Genomic DNA, 15,950 nt, shown 5'->3' on the forward strand with positions numbered 1-15,950 from the left:
CTTTAAGTCTTTTTCTAAGAATTTTTCATTATAATCATAGATAAATTTTTGTGTTAAAACAAGGAGAATCAGTGCTATTTACCAAAGCTAGCGAATATGCTTTATTATCTTTAATCTCTATTTCGCAAAAGAAAACCCCTCAAGATGTAGATTCTTTAGCTTTAGAATTAGATATTCCTAAGAGTTTTTTGGCCAAAATTTTACAAACTTTAGCTAAGGATCAATTATTAAAATCTTTTAAAGGTGCAAAAGGCGGCTTTATTTTAATTAAAGAACCTAAAGAATACACCATAAAAGAAATTGTTAATAGTGCTGAAAAAAAAGATATTAGCGTATTTGAATGCAGTAGTGGCACATGTCCTAATCATAAAGAAGAAAATTGTGCTTTAATGCCTATGTTGATTAATTTACAAAATAAAGTTGATGAATTTTTAGCTTCTATCACCCTAGAAGATATTATGAAAAATAATGGCAAAAAATAAAATACTCAATTTAGTTTTTCCTTTTTTAGGGCCTTTAATTACACCCATTTTAAAAGCTAAAAGTTTAACTATAGTTGCTTTTTTAGTCTGTATTTTAGCTATTATTATAGTTCCTTTACCTAGTGCTATTTTAGACTTTTTTTTAGCATTAAGCATAGCTTTATCGGTATTGATTATTTTAATTTCTATTTATATACCCAAACCTACAGATTTGACTACTTTTCCTACTCTTATTTTAATCATTACACTTTTTAGACTTTCTTTAAATATAGCCACAACAAGAATGATTTTAAGTCAAGGACAAAACGGTCCTGAAGCTGTGAGTGAAATCATTGCAGCTTTTGGAGAATTTGTTGTTGGCGGGAATATGGTCATAGGAATTATTGTTTTTTGTATTTTAGTGCTGATTAATTTCATGGTTGTGACTAAAGGCAGCACGAGGGTTTCTGAGGTACAAGCAAGATTTACACTCGATGCTATGCCTGGAAAACAAATGGCTATAGATGCGGATTTAAACGCGGGTCTTATTGATGAGCAAAGTGCAAGAGCGAGACGCCAAGAAGTCATAGCTGAAGCTAATTTTTATGGAGCAATGGATGGATCTAGTAAATTCATTAAAGGCGATGCGATTGCTGGGATTATTATCACTATCATTAATATGATAGGAGGGTTTTTAATAGGATCTTTTCAGCATGATATGGCCTTAAGCGATGCGGCTTCTACTTATACTATTTTAACTATAGGTGATGGCTTAGTATCACAAATTCCTGGACTCATTACTTCAACTGCTACAGCCATTATCATCACTCGTGCAAGCAAAGATGAAGAAAATTTTGCCGAAGGAAGCTTAAGCCAACTTCTAAGTGAGTACCGCACTCTTTTGATAGTGGGTTTTGTGCTTTTTATTTTTGCTTTGGTTCCAGGCTTGCCTACTTTATCTTTAGGTTTTATGGCTTTGGTATTTTTAAGCTTAGGTTATCTTACTAAGCAGGTTAAAGAAGGTAAAATTGATGTAAGTACAAGTAAAAAAAAGCAAATCAAATGCCGCACTTGCAACCCAAAATGCAGCAGAAACTACAACACATTCTACCAAAAAAAGTGAAGAAGAAATACTCAAAGAAGAAGAACATAAGATCAATGATATACTCAAGGTAGAAATCCTTGAACTTGAACTTGGATATGGTTTAATAAAACTTGCTGAAAATGAACTCACAGAAAGAATCCGTTCTATGAGAAGGAGTATTGCTGAAAGCTTAGGATTTTTAATGCCAAAAATTCGTATTAGAGACAATCTTAGGCTTAAGCCCAATGAATATAATTTTAAATTAAAAGGTGTATCTATAGCAAGTGCTGAAATTTATCCTGATAAATATCTAGCTATGGATAGTGGCTTTATCACTGAAGAAATAGAAGGCATTGCTACAAAAGAACCTGCTTTTAACTCAGATGCGCTTTGGATAGATACAAATTTAAAAGATGAAGCAACCTTAAATGGCTACATTGTCATAGATCCTGCAAGTGTGATTTCAACTCATATGAGTGAGCTTATTAAAGCGCATGCAAGTGAGCTTCTTACACGTCAAGAAGTGCAAAATCTTCTTGATAAGGTTAAAAATGATTATCCTATTATCGTAGAGGGAGCTTTAAGTGTGGCACCTGTGAGTCTTATCCAAAAAATTCTTAAAGACTTGCTTAAGTATCACATTCCTATTAAAGACATGCTTACTATTTTAGAATCCATAAGTGATATAGCAGAAGTGAGTAAAAGCTTTGATATGATAATTGAACATGTAAGAGCATCTTTGGCTAGAATGATTACTAATATGTATTTAGATGAGAAAGGAAATTTAGATATTTTTATTCTTGATTCTGCTAGTTCTAGTGTCTTAATGGAAAAAGTACAATTTAAAGATGGTGCCTATCATCTTCCTTTAAGCGTAGCACAAACAGGAACTTTAGTAGATACTTTAAGGGCTGAAGTAGCCACAGTGGCCAATGGACGCATAAAGCCTTTTATACTTTGTGTCGAACCACAACTTAGAAAGTTTATTGCTGATATTTGTTATAATTTTAGTATTAATATAGTTGTGCTAAGCTTTGCAGAAATTGCAGAAAATACAAATTTTAATACCGAAGGTATTATTAAAATAGATCTTTAAGGACAATAATGAAAATTTATCATTTATCACACACAGATCTTGATGGCTATGCTTGTCAGTTTGTCGTTGATTTTTATTTTAAAAATGTACAATTTTACAATTCTAATTATGGTAAAGAAATCAATGAAAATTTTAATACCATTTTAAATGATATAGAAAAAGATAATAATTTTCAAAAAGCTATTATTTTGATTACTGATTTGAATTTAAATCCAAGTCAATGTGAAGAATTTGATAGGATATGCAAGGAAAAAAATATTAAAATTTTTCTTCTTGATCACCATCAAAGCGGAGAGGAATGTGCTCAAAAATATTCTTGGTATTTGCTTGATTCTAAACGATGTGCTACTAAAATTGTTTATGATTTCTTTTCTAAAATTTGCAGGCCTGATTTAGAACTTTCAAAATTAGTTGATGTGGTAAATGCCGTGGATATTTGGCTATGTAAAGATGAAAATTTTGAATTAGGTAAGGTTTTTTTAGGATTAATTGTTAATGCAAAAGAAATCAATCGCGTTATGTTTAAGGAAATGCAAATTGCTTATATGTTTTTTTTAATCAATAAAGCACGTGAATTTATAGGCAAAAATAATGCTAATGTTTTGCTTGATAATGCTATTCATTTCATAAAAAAAGACTTTTTTATGAAAGATAATGACAATACTCTTTCTAATTTAATTTCTTATTTTGTTGTTGAAAAACTAGGAGAACACAAAGAAAAATTTACCATAGAATATGAAGGACATAAAGGGATTTTAACCTCTAATATAGGCAACACTTCCATTATAGGCAATGACTTTTTAGTTAAAAATCCTGATTATGATTTTTTCATTGATGTAAGCTCTAAAAAAACCTTAAGTTTTCGTGCCAATGGAAAGATTGATGTGAGTTTAATGGCTAAAAATTTAGTTGGCGGAGGAGGGCATAAAAACGCTAGTGGAGGGCTTTTTGCTGCTTTTAAAGATGGGTCAAATTACAATCATATCAAAACTCAAATTATGGATTTGATAAAAAGTAAAGAACTCAAAAAGGAAAACAATGTCTCAAAATGATAGCCTTAAAGATTTAAAAAAACAATTACAAGATTTAAGGTATGAGCTTAGTATAGTTTTAGAAGCTATGCTTTTATACTCAGGTGTTAAAAGAGAGAAATTAGAAAATGCTATAGAAGCTTATATAGACAATATAGATAAGGTATTAGAAAATTCTACTAAAGAAGGGGTTGATGAAATTTTAGAAGTAGTGGAATTTTTAAAAAACACACGCAAAGATCTTTTTAAATGAAAACAATTTTATTATTCTTTTTCAGTTTTTCTCTAAGTTTTGCTAATATTTATGAAAAATTTAACGATTTTGCCTATGAAAAAAAATCCGATCAAAATTTTAAAATCCAAGAGATTAAATTAGTGCGATTTTCACAAAATAATAAAGCTTGCCTTGATTTTATAATACAAAAAGATAAAATAGAAATTTTAAAAAGCTATGATTCTTGTGAAAAATGGAGTAAAGATGAAATTTTTTTAAATTATTTAAATCATGATTTTTTAAATCTTTATAAAAACAATAATGACAAGATAAATGAAAATCTACAAGCTTTAAAAAACACCTTGCAAGATATCATGATATATTACAAACTTCGCTATGTTTTTAGTAAAGATGTTAAAGATATGAGTAAAAATACTAATTTAAGTGTTTTAAATATGGATGAAAAAGAGGGCGGAATCTTACTTTATAAAATCAACAATCAAGCTTGTGTGGGTATAAAACTTAACAAGCATAATTCTAAAATGGCTATGAAAGTTTATGGTATAGAAAATGCAGATAAAGAATGCAAATTATTTATCCAATCTCCGTTTTTTAAGGATCTTTCATATACGAAAAAAGATTTTAAATGGTATTATTTAGAGTAAACAAATGTTTTGATTTTTAAAAAAAGTTTTTTGAAAAGAAAGCTAAAAACACAAGAATCTTGCCTTTGAAGGTTCTGAAAAACGCAATGATCGAGATCTTTTTTTTCTTGGATGCTTAAATTTTTCATTAATTTAACCTTTTAACAACATTATATACTTTAATTATATCAAAAAAACTTTATTTTTAGATTAAATTTTAAATGAAATTTTTTGTTAAATTTTGGTTAATTTAATTGACTTTTATTTTATAAAATTTTATACTTATATTGTATTGATAAAATAAAAGAAGGAAGAAGTAATGAATAAATTTTCTATGACTTTAGCTTTATTATTGCTAGGAAAATGTGCTTTTGCTATAGATCAAAATTTAGAAAGAATTAAAGGTGCAACAGGCATTGATTTACCCACTGCTCAATGGAGTTTACCTAAAGCTTTAAATCAAGATGGCACTATTGATGAAAGTAAAATGCCAAAAAATTCAGAATATTCTAAAATGGTTATTTTAGGCAATAAAATCATCAATGAGACAAGTAAATATGTAGGCCCTCAAGCTAAAGATCCAAAAAAAAGATTTACAGGAAATAATTTTTCTTGTTCAAGCTGTCATGCTAATGGCGGAAGCGTGCCTAATCAATTAGCATTTGTAGGGATTTGGGGAAGATTTCCTCAATATGATGCCAAAGAAAACAAAATAATAGCCTTAGTAGATAGAATCAATAGCTGTTTTCAACGCTCTATGAATGGTAAAAAAATGCCTACTGATGCACCTGAAATGATGGCAATGCTAACTTACATGCAATGGCTTTCTCAAGGAATTCCTGTAGGTGCCAAGGTAGAAGGACAAGGACTTCCAAAAATAGATTTCATTTCAAGAGCGGCTGATCCTAAAAAAGGAAAAACCATCTATATAAATAAATGCACTCCTTGTCATCAAGAAAACGGCTTAGGAGTTAAAAACGAAAGCAATACAGGAGGATATTATATCTACCCACCACTTTGGGGGAATGATAGCTATAATACAGGAGCAGGGGTGTATCGTCTCATAAAAGCTGCTACTTTTATCAAGGCAAATATGCCTAAAGGTTCTCCTGATTTAAGCCTTGAAGATGCTTATGATGTGGCTGCTTATATTAATTTACAACCCCGTCCTGTAAAAACTGGTAGGGAAAAAGATTTTCCTGATAGAAGGGTAAAACCCTTAGATATGGATGTAGGTCCTTATGATGATCATTTTTCTCCTATGCAGCATCGCTTTGGACCTTATAAAGATATGATTAAATAAAAAACTAGGGTAAGTTTTCTTACCTTAGTTTTGCATTTTTAAAAACCCTTTTTTTAATAATTTAACTTCATTAAGCTTTTAAATCTTATTTTAATTATCTTAAAGAATAAAATACTGTATTTTTTGATAATAATCATATATTTTAATCTTTAATAAGAATTTTTATTTTTACAAAATAAAATGATTAAATTTTTACATTATATTTTATGGATAAGTTGAAAATATCCAAAAGGTAAAACTTGCAAAATATGAAATATACATACTTTTATAGGCTAGAGTATTTGGATTTTGATAATATATAAAAAAGTTTGAAAATTACAGTTTTCAATACAAAATTATAAAATAAAGCCATTTTTTACTTTTTATCATATTTTTTTATGATTGCTATAAAAATAAATTTGATATTTTTATAAAAACTTAAAAAAGCTTTTACTAAGTTCATATTAAAATATCTTCCATAAAAAATAAAACTTTGAGGATGATTGATGAAATACCCTTTAGATTGCGAAGAGAATTTCGCAAAATCTTTTTTATTTTGGCTTACAAAATATATTAAATTCAAATTAAATTCTCTATCTAATAAAGAGTTAAAAAATCCTAAGACCTTAACAGAAATCAATTTCTGTCTTTCTAAAGGGGTAAATAATATAGAAGAACTTGATGCTTTAGCAAAAAAAGCAAGAAATGCGGGTTTAAATGGAGTTAATACGTATTTTAATCCCTTAAAAAAGGTATTTGAGTATTTAAATTTTTATAAATTGCATTCTTTAAAACAAATCGATGAAGAATTGATTGTGGAGGTTTTAGCAAGTATAACAGGATCTTTGTCTGATGCTAGTAAGAAAAATTATCGTATTGCAGTGATTAATTTTTTTAATTTTTTAGATAAACAAAATGAAGAAGATCAAAAAGCCCATATTTTTGATATCAACCTTAAAAATTGGGCCGGAATATCAGGATCAAAAGGCGTTAAATTACCCGAATTTATGAGTGAAGAAGAAGTGAAAAAATTTCTTAATGCTGTAGAAAATGCTGATTTTAAACAAAATACCATACGCAATAAACTCATTATTAAAATCATTGTTTTTACAGGTATACGCGTAAGTGAAGCCATCCATATTAAAATGGGAGACATTAGTGAAGAAAATGATCTTTACATCATAAGAATACGTGCTAAAGGCAATAAATACCGTGTAGTAATGATAAAAAAAGATCTTATTAAAGATTTATTAAATCATGTTAATATTAATTATATGAGCAAGGATGCTTTGCTTTTTGTAAATAAAAAAGGCACTGCTTTAACTCAATCTTATATAAGCCGTATTGTTGAACAGCTTTTGTTTCGTGCAGGCATACGCAAGCAAAAAAACGGTGCGCACATGCTACGCCATACTTTTGCAACCCTACTTTATAAAAAACAAAAAGACTTGATTTTAGTCCAAGAAGCCTTAGGCCATGCTAGTTTAAATACTTCAAGAATTTATACGCATTTTAATAATGAAAAACTCAAACTCGCCGCACAAGTAGCAAAGGAATTAAATGATTCTTGAAAATTTTAGTGTATTTGGAAAATATTTTTATTACGATCTTAAACACATTTTAAGAGCTTTTAATCATAAAGAAAATAAAAAATGCTTTCAATTTATACAAAAACATAAAAATGATTTTTATTTTTTAGTATTGGCTGATTATGAAATGTATAAATATTTTCAAGATAAAAATCTTACGAGTAAAAAACCCTATTTATCTGTATTTGCCTTCGCTAAAAAGAAAAAATTTCAACACGAAATTTCAGATCAAGAACGCTTTGTACCAGAATTTATAAGTTTTTTAGATCAAAAAAATTATGAAAAAAAATTCTTGCAAGTTAAAAAAGCTATTGCTAAAGGCAGGGTTTATCAGCTAAATCTTACTCAAAGTTTTGCCTTTAAAAGCAAAATGGATTCTTTTAAACTTTTTGAACTTTTACTCTCTAGGCAAAACACTTCTTTTAAAGCTTTTATTAAAGATGGAAAAAGAGAAATTTTATCATTTTCTCCAGAACTTTTTTTCAAAGTTAAAAACAGAAAAATTATCACAAAACCTATGAAAGGCACTATAAAGCGTGATAAAGATCCCATAAAAGATAAAAACAATAAAATCTTTTTAAAAAATGATGTAAAAAACATCAGTGAAAATGTGATGATTTGCGATCTTTTACGCAATGATCTTTCAAAGATTATTACAAAAAATAGCCTTAAAACTAAGCTTTTTGAAATTCAAACTCACCCTACTTTACATCAAATGACTTCAAGTATTAAAGGCAAGCTTAAAAAAAATATTTCTTTATATCAAATTTTTAAAGCCCTTTTTCCTTGTGGTTCTATAACTGGAGCACCAAAACTTGAAAGCATAAAATTTATTGAAGAATTAGAGCAAAGAGAACGTGGAATTTATTGTGGTTGCATAGGTATTGTTCATAAAAATAAAGCCACTTTTAATGTAGCCATACGCACTTTAGAAAAACAAGATCAAACTTATCAATACAGCACAGGAAGCGGATTGGTTTGGGATTCTTCAATGCAAGAAGAATTTGAAGAACTTAAGCTTAAAAGTGTGATTTTAAATCCTAATGATTTTTATCTTTTTGAAACTATGTATTTTAAAAACTCTCAAATTTTGTTTTTAAAAGCACATTTACAAAGGCTGATAAACTCAGCATTTAAATTCAATTTTAATACAAAAAAACTTATTGAAGATTTTAACAAACCTTTAAATACAAAAAATTCTTATAAAGAATACGAAAATCTAGCCCTTTTAAAGCTTGATGAATTTATTTTTCATACAAAACATGCTTTATTATGTGATTTTAATTTGCCTTTTAAAAACCCTTATAAAGAAGGGATTTTAAAACTTATTTTATATAAAGATGGAAAATATGAATTAAAACAAGACATTTTAAAACCTAATTCTAGCGATATTTTGCTTTTAAGTTCTAAAAGACTTTATTCTCAAAGTGATAATTTATTTCATAAAAGCTCTTTACGCACTTTTTATGAAAAGCATAGCTATAAATGGAAGCAAAATTTATGTTATGATATAGCTTTTTTCAATGAAAAAGAGGAACTTTGTGAAGGCTGTAGAAGCAATATAATCTTAGAAAAAGACTCTTGTTTTTACACCCCAAAACTTCAAAGCGGTATGTTAAATGGAGTTTATAGAAATTTTTTATTAAAACTTGGGCTTATAGAAGAAAAAATTCTTTTTAAGCAAGACTTGATTGAAGCTAATAATATTTATTGTATTAATTCTGTACGCGGCTTAAAGAAGGTGAAATTATCATGAAAAAAATTCTATTTATTGATAATTATGATTCTTTTAGCTACATTATTGTTTATTATCTTAAAGAGCTTGGTTATGATTGTAAAGTTATAAAAAATGATAGCTTTAAAAAGGCTAAAGAATTAAAAAAATTCAATTTTACCCATCTTATCATTTCTCCAGGTCCTAATTCTCCTAAAGAATCTAAAATGAGTTTAAAAGCCATTAAATATTTTAAAAAAAAGAAAAAAATCTTAGGTATTTGCTTAGGACACCAATGTATAGCCGAGGTTTTTGGCGGGGAAGTTTCTCCTATGGAAAAACCCATGCATGGTAAAATTTCAAAACTTTATTTTAAAAAAGATCCCCTCTTTAAAGGTATAAAAAAAGAAAATCCAATTTGCTTGTATCATTCTTTACACATTAGCACTATGCCTAAATCATGCAAAATTCTAGCGCATAATTCTCAAAACATCATCATGGCAATCAAGCATAAAAAATATGATATTTATGGCTTACAATTCCATCCTGAAGCCATATTAACCCAAAAAGGTAAAATTTTGCTTAAAAATTTCATGGAACTTTAATATATAAATCTATTTTGATTATATTTTTTCAAAAGTTTGAGAGTGTTATAATACTACACTTTTAAAATTTTTTGAGGAAAAATATGACTTATTTAGAAATAGAAGGGATAAATCATTTAAGCGGAAATATCACCATAAGTGGGGCTAAAAATGCCGCATTGCCTTTAATTGTTTCAAGTATACTTGCTAAAAATGAAGTAGAACTTGATAATGTTCCTAATGTAGCTGATATTAAAACTCTTTTATCTTTATTAGAGAATTTAGGAGCTAAGATAAATTTTCAAAACAATAATGCTTTATTAAACACAAATACCCTAAACCAAACCATAGCTAAATACGACATAGTACGCAAAATGCGCGCTTCTATACTTACTTTGGGTCCTTTGCTTTCTCGTTTTGGGCATTGTGAAGTGTCCCTACCTGGGGGTTGTGCTATAGGACAAAGGCCTATTGATTTACACCTTTTAGCTTTAGAAAAAATGGGTGCTAACATACAAATAAAACAAGGCTATGTCGTAGCTAATGGAAAATTAAAAGGCAGTGAAATACTTTTTGATAAAATCACAGTTACAGGCAGTGAGAATATCATCATGGCCGCAGCTTTAGCTAAAGGCAAAACTAGACTTTTAAATATTGCTAAAGAACCAGAGGTGGTCCAACTTTGCGAAGTTTTAGCTGATGCAGGGCTTCAAATAAAAGGCATTGGCACAGATGAGCTTGAAATTTATGGCACTGATGGAGAACTTTTAGAATTTAAAAAAATTAGTGTTATACCTGATAGGATTGAAGCAGGCACTTATCTTTGTGCAGGAGCCATTACTAATTCTGAAATCACTCTTAATAAGGTCAATACTTCTCATTTAAGTGCAGTCTTAGCAAAGCTTCATCAAATGGGCTTTCAAACCCTAGCTAAAAACGACAATATCACCCTATTTCCTGCTAAGGAAATCAAACCTGTAGAGATTATGACTAGCGAATATCCTGGTTTTCCAACCGATATGCAAGCACAATTTATGGCTTTAGCCTTAAAAGCTAAAGGGACAAGCATTATTGATGAAAAACTTTTTGAAAACCGTTTTATGCATGTAAGTGAACTTTTAAGAATGGGTGCAGATATTAAACTTAATGGACATATTGCCACTATAGTAGGAGATAAAGAACTCAATGCCGCTGATGTCATGGCTACAGATTTAAGGGCCTCTTCCGCACTTATTTTAGCAGCACTTGCAGCTAAGGGTACAAGTAAGGTTCATAGAATTTATCATCTAGATCGCGGCTATGAAAATTTAGAAAAAAAATTCAAAGCCCTAGGTGCTAAAATCACAAGGCTTGAAGAATGAAAAATATTTTTCAAACTTTAAAAGATTTAGAAAATCAAATTTCAAGTTTAAATGAGTCCGAATTTATCACCCTTGAAGAGGCTAAAGATAGGGTTTTAATCAAAGATCTTTATGCAAAAAAAAATCTCCCTAGTTTTGATAATGCTGCATTAGATGGCTACGCTTTTAATTATGCAGATTTAAATGCACCTTTAACTATCAAAGGGGTAATTTTTGCAGGGGATAAGAAATTTTATGAAATTAAAAAAAACGAGTGTTATAAAATCATGACTGGGGCAATCATGCCTAAAAATGCCGATACTATTTTAATGCTTGAAGATGAGTGCATACAAAATAATAAACTTATCATCAAAAAAATTCCTAAACAATACAATGCCTACCGCTACAAAGGAGAAGAGGTTAAACAAAATGAACTTTTATTAAAAAAAGGCACCAAGCTTAATGAAAAACACATAGCCCTTCTAGCCGCACAAGGAATTTATAAAATAGAAGTTCTAAGAAAAATTCGCATAGGTATTTTTTCAAGTGGCAATGAACTTAAAGAACCTTGGCAAGAATGCGATGAAAAAAGCATTTATAATGCTAATGCCCTACCCTTGATAAATATGTTTAAAAACGCAGCTTATTTAGGCATTATTAAAGATGATTTTTTAAGTACTAAAAAGGCTTTAGAACAAGCTGATTTTGATCTTGTGCTCACCTCAGGCGGTGCAAGTATAGGAGAAGCTGACTTCATGGAAAAAGCTTTAAAAGAACTTGGTTTTACTGCACTTTTTAAGGGCTTAAAAGCACGCCCTACAAGGCCTACTAAACTTTATCAAAAAGATAAAAAAATAGTGCTTATTTTGCCTGGTAATCCTATGGCAGCTTATCTTGCTTGTTTTATTTTTGCTAAAAAAATCATTGCTTTATTGAGTGGAAATCTAGAAAATCCTTTGAATTTTTATGCTAAAATGGGCAAAGATTTAAAATTAAAAAAAGGAAGAAATAATCTTATCTTAGGAAATTTAAAAAAAGATGTTTTTATTCCTTTTAATGATAATAATTTTGGCTCAGGAATGATAATTCCTTTAATTAGAAGCGAATTTTTGCTTATTAGTGATGAAGATACAGGTGAATTAAAACAAGGAGATGAAATTAGACTTTTAAAGATCTAATTTCAAATAATATTTTAGCTTAATTTATCTTCATCATCATGATCATGAATGTATTTTTCATCATTTTCTAAAGTGTCAATAAAACGCCCTATTCTCTCCCAGCGTACATTTTTATTCTGATCCCATGAAAAGTACACAAACCAAGGCTTTCCTACTATCAAGCTATAAGGAACAGAACCCCAAAAACGACTATCATAAGAATAATCCCTATTATCTCCTACCATAAAATACTCATTTTCAGGAACATCAAAAACATAAGCATTACCACCACTAAAACCTATATAATTGCCAAGTTCTTTAAAATAAGTTGGAGACATAGCAAAATCACCTATGCTAAGAAAACGCATAATATCACTTTCTATATCTTTATTAGGATCATAATGAATTCCTTTTTGTTTATAAGGTTCTTTCACATAAATTTGACCAGCAAAACTTACAAGATCATTAGGATAATGCTCTTTCATAAAATCATCACCTTCATGCATTCTTACATAAAGGGTTTTATTAGAATAAACTATTCTATCTCCACCCAACCCTACGCAGCGTTTTACGAAATGTTCTTTTTTATTGCGAGGATTTCTAAAAACAACTATATCTCCTCTTTGAGGACCTTTTGCTTTAATTAAATGGCCATCTTTATTAAAATCAGGCAAAACAGGAAGTTCAAGCCAAGGAATATGAGGGGTTGGAATACCATAGCTGAATTTTTTAACAAATAAAAAATCCCCCACCAATAAAGTATTTTTCATAGAACCTGAAGGTATAACAAAAGCTTGTATAAAGAAAAAAATCACCAAAAGAACGATCACCACAGTCCCTGTCCAAGACTGAGAAAATCTGTATAATTTTTTTAAAATTTCCATTTATTTTTCCTAATTAAGTCTGTTTTTAGCTGATTTAAGAGTATTTTCTAAAAGCATGGCTATAGTCATAGGACCCACCCCACCTGGAACAGGAGTGATATAGCTGCATTTTTTAGCCACTTCTTGAAAATCTACATCTCCTATTATTTTCCCATTTTCAAGACGGTTAATCCCAACATCAACGACAATAGCTCCTTTTTTAATCATATCTGCACGCAATAAATTTACACAGCCTGCTGCCACTATAATTAAATCAGCATTTTTTGTATAAAAACTTAAATTTTTAGTTTTAATATGACAAATACTTACTGTAGCACCTGCATTTAAAAGCATAGTAGCCATAGGACGACCGACTATATTTGAAGCCCCTATAATCACAGCATCTTTACCCTCTAAATTAATTTCATAAGCTTTTAATAACTTCATCACTCCTAAAGGAGTGCAAGGTAAAAAACCACTTTGTAAACCCAAATTTAAATAGCCCACATTAATAGGATGAAAACCATCAACATCTTTATTACTCGCTATGCTTTCAAGCACCAAGTCTTTACAAATATGGCTAGGTAAAGGAAGCTGGACTAAAATTCCATGAATGCTATCATCATGGTTTAAGGTATGAATCAATGCTAAGAGTTCATTTTGGGTTGTGCTTTGGCTAAGATGATAAAATAAAGATTTTATCCCGCATTCTTCGCAGGCTTTAGTTTTAGAATTGACATAAGTTTGACTTGCAGGATCATCTCCTAGTAAAATAACAGCCAAGCAAGCTTGAATGCCTTTATTTTTCAAAGCTTGATTTTTTTCTTTTACTTCTTCTTTGATTTTGGTACTTAAAACTTTACCATCAAGTAAAATCATCATTTTCCTTATTATAAATTTATCGCTTTTTTAAAGTAAAAATTGTATCATATTAAAACTTCATTAACAAGGTAAAACTTTGAAAATCGTTTTAATATCTTTTTTATTAAGTATTAAACTTTTAAGTGCTGATTTTATTACACTTAAAGAGTATTCTAAGATGCTTTATGAAAACCCAAGAGGTATTAGCTGTAAAGAATGCCACGGTATAGATGGAAGTGAGCAAATTTTAGGATATTATATAAAAAATGGCGTCAAAACAGCCTATAAAGTCCCTAATATACAAAATCTTAGCTTTGAAGCTTTTAAAAATTCCCTCAATCAAAATAAAAATACAAAATCTATCATGCCAAATTATTCTTTAACCCCTGATGAAGTTATGACTTTATATAATTATATCAAGCAATTTAGCAAGGAAGAAAAATGACTAATGAAAAAGCCTTTAAAAAAGCATGTAAATTTATAGCAGGTGGAGTGAATTCTCCAGTGCGTGCTTTTGCAAATGTTCAAAGCAAGCCCAAATTCATTTCTAAAGGAAAGGATGCTTATATTTTCGATATAGAAGGAAATTCTTATATAGATTATGTGCAAAGCTGGGGACCTTTGCTTTTTGGACATTGTGATAAAGATATACAAAAAGCTTGTCAAAAAGCCCTTAAAAATGGATCAAGTTTTGGTGCTCCTACTTTATTAGAAACAGAACTTGCCCAACTCATTTTATCTGATTTTCCTCATTTAGATAAAATTCGCTTTGTCAATAGCGGCACAGAAGCCACCATGAGTGCTATCCGTCTTGCACGTGGTTTTACTAAAAAAAATAAAATTTTAAAATTTGAAGGGTGTTATCATGGACACTCTGATTCTTTATTAGTAAGTGCAGGAAGCGGTGCTACTACTTTTAATTCTCCTAGTTCTTTAGGCGTTTTAGAAGATGTGGCTAAACATACTTTAATAGCCCAATACAATAATATAGAAAATGTCAAAGAGCTTTTTGAAAAAAACAAAGACATTGCTTGTGTTATTATAGAACCTATTGCTGGAAATATGGGTTTAATCCCTGCTGAACAAGAATTTTTAGAAGAACTTTTTAAACTGTGTAAAGCAAATGAAACCTTACTCATTTTTGATGAAGTTATGAGTGGGTATAGAGCTTCATATCTTGGTTCTTATGGAATCAATCATATTCAAGCTGATATAGTCACTTTTGGCAAGGTTATAGGTGGAGGTTTGCCAGCGGCTGCATTTGCATCTAAAGCAGAAATTATGGATATTCTAAGCCCCTTAGGCGGAGTGTATCAAGCAGGAACTTTAAGCGGCAATCCTTTAGCAATGGCAGCAGGTATTGCAAGTATTACAAAGGCTAAAAAGAAAAGTGATCTTTATGAAAAACTTGGTAAATTAGCCCAAAGACTCACTCAAGGAATGAAAAAATTAGCCGATGAAAAAGGATTTGCCTTGCAAGTTTGTCATGTTGGATCTATGTTTGGATATTTTTTTAATAAAGATCGCGTATTAAACTATCAAGATGCTTTAAAATCTGATCTTAAATTATTTGCAAAATTTCACAAAAACATGCTTGAAAATGGGATTTATCTAGCTCCTTCGCAATTTGAAACAGGCTTTATTTGTTCAAAAATGGACAAAAAAATCATAGATACAACCTTACAAGCTGTTCAAGAAAGTTTTAAAAAAATATGATAGATGAACCTAAAAAAGAAAAGCTTTATAGTATAAAAAATAAAAAACAAAAAATTTTTAACACAACTCTTCAAGCAGCCCATGGTCTAAGTCTTGGAATTTCTATGGTTGTTGCTGTGTTAATTGGTATAGGCATAGGCTATTTGCTTAAAAAATTCACTCCTTATCCTTGGCTTTTTTGGCTAGGGGTATTTTGGGGTATTAGTGCTACAATACTTAATGTTTATAAAGCTTATAAAAGTCAAGTAAAAAGCTATATGCAATTTCAACAAAGGGATGATTTTATTAAAAAAATTAAAAAGAAAAGCTAAGCC

The 15,950-nt window shown here is 29.7% G+C and carries 16 protein-coding genes and 1 pseudogene; 14 read left to right on the forward strand and 3 right to left on the reverse strand.

What is annotated here, in order from left to right:
* Positions 1–71: 71 nt before the first annotated feature.
* The 5 genes and pseudogenes from GRQ01_RS03235 (at position 72) to GRQ01_RS03255 (ending at position 4,551) form a co-directional block, all read left to right on the forward strand.
* Complete coding sequence (locus GRQ01_RS03235; protein WP_203121164.1) at positions 72–482, forward strand: Rrf2 family transcriptional regulator; 411 nt, start codon at positions 72–74, stop codon at positions 480–482.
* Positions 469–2,641 (forward strand): annotated as a pseudogene (flhA, locus tag GRQ01_RS03240) (flagellar biosynthesis protein FlhA). Before GRQ01_RS03235 ends, flhA begins: the two are co-directional and overlap by 14 nt.
* 8 nt (positions 2,642–2,649) lie before the next feature.
* Positions 2,650–3,693, forward strand: a complete 1,044-nt coding sequence (locus GRQ01_RS03245) for a DHH family phosphoesterase (RefSeq protein ID WP_158334403.1) — start codon at positions 2,650–2,652, stop codon at positions 3,691–3,693.
* Entirely contained in the window at positions 3,680–3,925 is a 246-nt protein-coding gene (locus tag GRQ01_RS03250; protein WP_158334404.1) for a hypothetical protein, read from the forward strand. Before GRQ01_RS03245 ends, GRQ01_RS03250 begins: the two co-directional genes overlap by 14 nt.
* On the forward strand, positions 3,922–4,551 hold the full coding sequence (locus GRQ01_RS03255) for a hypothetical protein (protein ID WP_158334405.1): 630 nt from the start codon (positions 3,922–3,924) through the stop codon (positions 4,549–4,551). The genes GRQ01_RS03250 and GRQ01_RS03255 overlap by 4 nt, the downstream gene beginning before the upstream one ends.
* On the opposite strand, the gene GRQ01_RS07670 is transcribed toward GRQ01_RS03255, so the two are convergent.
* Positions 4,539–4,679 (reverse strand): hypothetical protein, encoded by a 141-nt coding sequence (locus GRQ01_RS07670; protein ID WP_227656232.1) that lies wholly within the window; start codon positions 4,677–4,679, stop codon positions 4,539–4,541. The two genes, GRQ01_RS03255 and GRQ01_RS07670, sit on opposite strands and share 13 nt — an antisense overlap.
* Positions 4,680–4,849: 170 nt before the next feature.
* On the opposite strand from GRQ01_RS07670, the gene GRQ01_RS03260 reads away from it, so the two are divergent.
* The 6 genes from GRQ01_RS03260 to GRQ01_RS03285 all read left to right on the forward strand — a co-directional run bounded on the left by GRQ01_RS03260 (position 4,850) and on the right by GRQ01_RS03285 (position 12,217).
* Complete coding sequence (locus GRQ01_RS03260; RefSeq protein ID WP_158334406.1) at positions 4,850–5,833, forward strand: c-type cytochrome; 984 nt, start codon at positions 4,850–4,852, stop codon at positions 5,831–5,833.
* A 485-nt stretch (positions 5,834–6,318) separates the two neighbouring features.
* A complete protein-coding gene (locus GRQ01_RS03265; RefSeq protein ID WP_158334407.1) occupies positions 6,319–7,383 on the forward strand; it encodes a tyrosine-type recombinase/integrase in 1,065 nt (354 codons plus the stop codon).
* Positions 7,373–9,157, forward strand: coding sequence for a bifunctional chorismate-binding protein/class IV aminotransferase (locus GRQ01_RS03270; protein WP_158334409.1), 1,785 nt, complete (start codon positions 7,373–7,375; stop codon positions 9,155–9,157). Before GRQ01_RS03265 ends, GRQ01_RS03270 begins: the two co-directional genes overlap by 11 nt.
* On the forward strand, positions 9,154–9,720 hold the full coding sequence (locus GRQ01_RS03275; protein WP_158334410.1) for an anthranilate synthase component II: 567 nt from the start codon (positions 9,154–9,156) through the stop codon (positions 9,718–9,720). The genes GRQ01_RS03270 and GRQ01_RS03275 overlap by 4 nt, the downstream gene beginning before the upstream one ends.
* Before the next feature lie 83 nt (positions 9,721–9,803).
* Positions 9,804–11,060, forward strand: a complete 1,257-nt coding sequence (murA, locus tag GRQ01_RS03280; RefSeq protein WP_158334411.1) for a UDP-N-acetylglucosamine 1-carboxyvinyltransferase — start codon at positions 9,804–9,806, stop codon at positions 11,058–11,060.
* Entirely contained in the window at positions 11,057–12,217 is a 1,161-nt protein-coding gene (locus tag GRQ01_RS03285) for a molybdopterin molybdotransferase MoeA (RefSeq protein WP_158334412.1), read from the forward strand. Before murA ends, GRQ01_RS03285 begins: the two co-directional genes overlap by 4 nt.
* Positions 12,218–12,231: 14 nt before the next feature.
* Here GRQ01_RS03285 and lepB read toward each other — a convergent pair whose 3' ends face one another.
* Positions 12,232–13,080: a signal peptidase I gene (lepB, locus tag GRQ01_RS03290; protein WP_158334413.1), complete on the reverse strand. Its 849-nt coding sequence runs from the start codon at positions 13,078–13,080 to the stop codon at positions 12,232–12,234.
* Between the two features lie 9 nt (positions 13,081–13,089).
* Positions 13,090–13,938: a bifunctional methylenetetrahydrofolate dehydrogenase/methenyltetrahydrofolate cyclohydrolase FolD gene (gene folD, locus GRQ01_RS03295; protein WP_158334414.1), complete on the reverse strand. Its 849-nt coding sequence runs from the start codon at positions 13,936–13,938 to the stop codon at positions 13,090–13,092.
* A 79-nt stretch (positions 13,939–14,017) separates the two neighbouring features.
* On the opposite strand from folD, the gene GRQ01_RS03300 reads away from it, so the two are divergent.
* Genes GRQ01_RS03300 through GRQ01_RS03310 form a run of 3 tightly spaced genes read left to right on the forward strand, consistent with a single transcriptional unit; the run spans position 14,018 to position 15,947 of the window.
* Positions 14,018–14,365, forward strand: a complete 348-nt coding sequence (locus GRQ01_RS03300; protein WP_158334415.1) for a c-type cytochrome — start codon at positions 14,018–14,020, stop codon at positions 14,363–14,365.
* A complete protein-coding gene (gene hemL, locus GRQ01_RS03305) occupies positions 14,362–15,636 on the forward strand; it encodes a glutamate-1-semialdehyde 2,1-aminomutase (RefSeq protein WP_158334416.1) in 1,275 nt (424 codons plus the stop codon). The genes GRQ01_RS03300 and hemL overlap by 4 nt, the downstream gene beginning before the upstream one ends.
* On the forward strand, positions 15,633–15,947 hold the full coding sequence (locus GRQ01_RS03310; RefSeq protein WP_158334417.1) for an AtpZ/AtpI family protein: 315 nt from the start codon (positions 15,633–15,635) through the stop codon (positions 15,945–15,947). The genes hemL and GRQ01_RS03310 overlap by 4 nt, the downstream gene beginning before the upstream one ends.
* Positions 15,948–15,950: the final 3 nt, after the last annotated feature.

Source organism: Campylobacter bilis (assembly GCF_016806695.1).
In the GTDB taxonomy this organism is placed as follows: domain Bacteria; phylum Campylobacterota; class Campylobacteria; order Campylobacterales; family Campylobacteraceae; genus Campylobacter_D; species Campylobacter_D bilis.

Bases quoted from the DNA above. Each gene is read 5' to 3' on its own strand.
- GRQ01_RS03250 (WP_158334404.1), top strand. From the start codon at position 3,680: ATGTCTCAAAATGATAGCCTTAAAGATTTAAAAAAACAATTACAAGAT.
- hemL (WP_158334416.1), top strand. From the start codon at position 14,362: ATGACTAATGAAAAAGCCTTTAAAAAAGCATGTAAATTTATAGCAGGT.
- folD (WP_158334414.1), bottom strand. From the start codon at position 13,938: ATGATTTTACTTGATGGTAAAGTTTTAAGTACCAAAATCAAAGAAGAA.
- GRQ01_RS07670 (WP_227656232.1), bottom strand. From the start codon at position 4,679: ATGAAAAATTTAAGCATCCAAGAAAAAAAAGATCTCGATCATTGCGTT.
- GRQ01_RS03245 (WP_158334403.1), top strand. From the start codon at position 2,650: ATGAAAATTTATCATTTATCACACACAGATCTTGATGGCTATGCTTGT.
- lepB (WP_158334413.1), bottom strand. From the start codon at position 13,080: ATGGAAATTTTAAAAAAATTATACAGATTTTCTCAGTCTTGGACAGGG.
- GRQ01_RS03260 (WP_158334406.1), top strand. From the start codon at position 4,850: ATGAATAAATTTTCTATGACTTTAGCTTTATTATTGCTAGGAAAATGT.
- GRQ01_RS03275 (WP_158334410.1), top strand. From the start codon at position 9,154: ATGAAAAAAATTCTATTTATTGATAATTATGATTCTTTTAGCTACATT.
- GRQ01_RS03255 (WP_158334405.1), top strand. From the start codon at position 3,922: ATGAAAACAATTTTATTATTCTTTTTCAGTTTTTCTCTAAGTTTTGCT.
- GRQ01_RS03265 (WP_158334407.1), top strand. From the start codon at position 6,319: ATGAAATACCCTTTAGATTGCGAAGAGAATTTCGCAAAATCTTTTTTA.
- GRQ01_RS03310 (WP_158334417.1), top strand. From the start codon at position 15,633: ATGATAGATGAACCTAAAAAAGAAAAGCTTTATAGTATAAAAAATAAA.
- murA (WP_158334411.1), top strand. From the start codon at position 9,804: ATGACTTATTTAGAAATAGAAGGGATAAATCATTTAAGCGGAAATATC.
- GRQ01_RS03285 (WP_158334412.1), top strand. From the start codon at position 11,057: ATGAAAAATATTTTTCAAACTTTAAAAGATTTAGAAAATCAAATTTCA.
- GRQ01_RS03270 (WP_158334409.1), top strand. From the start codon at position 7,373: ATGATTCTTGAAAATTTTAGTGTATTTGGAAAATATTTTTATTACGAT.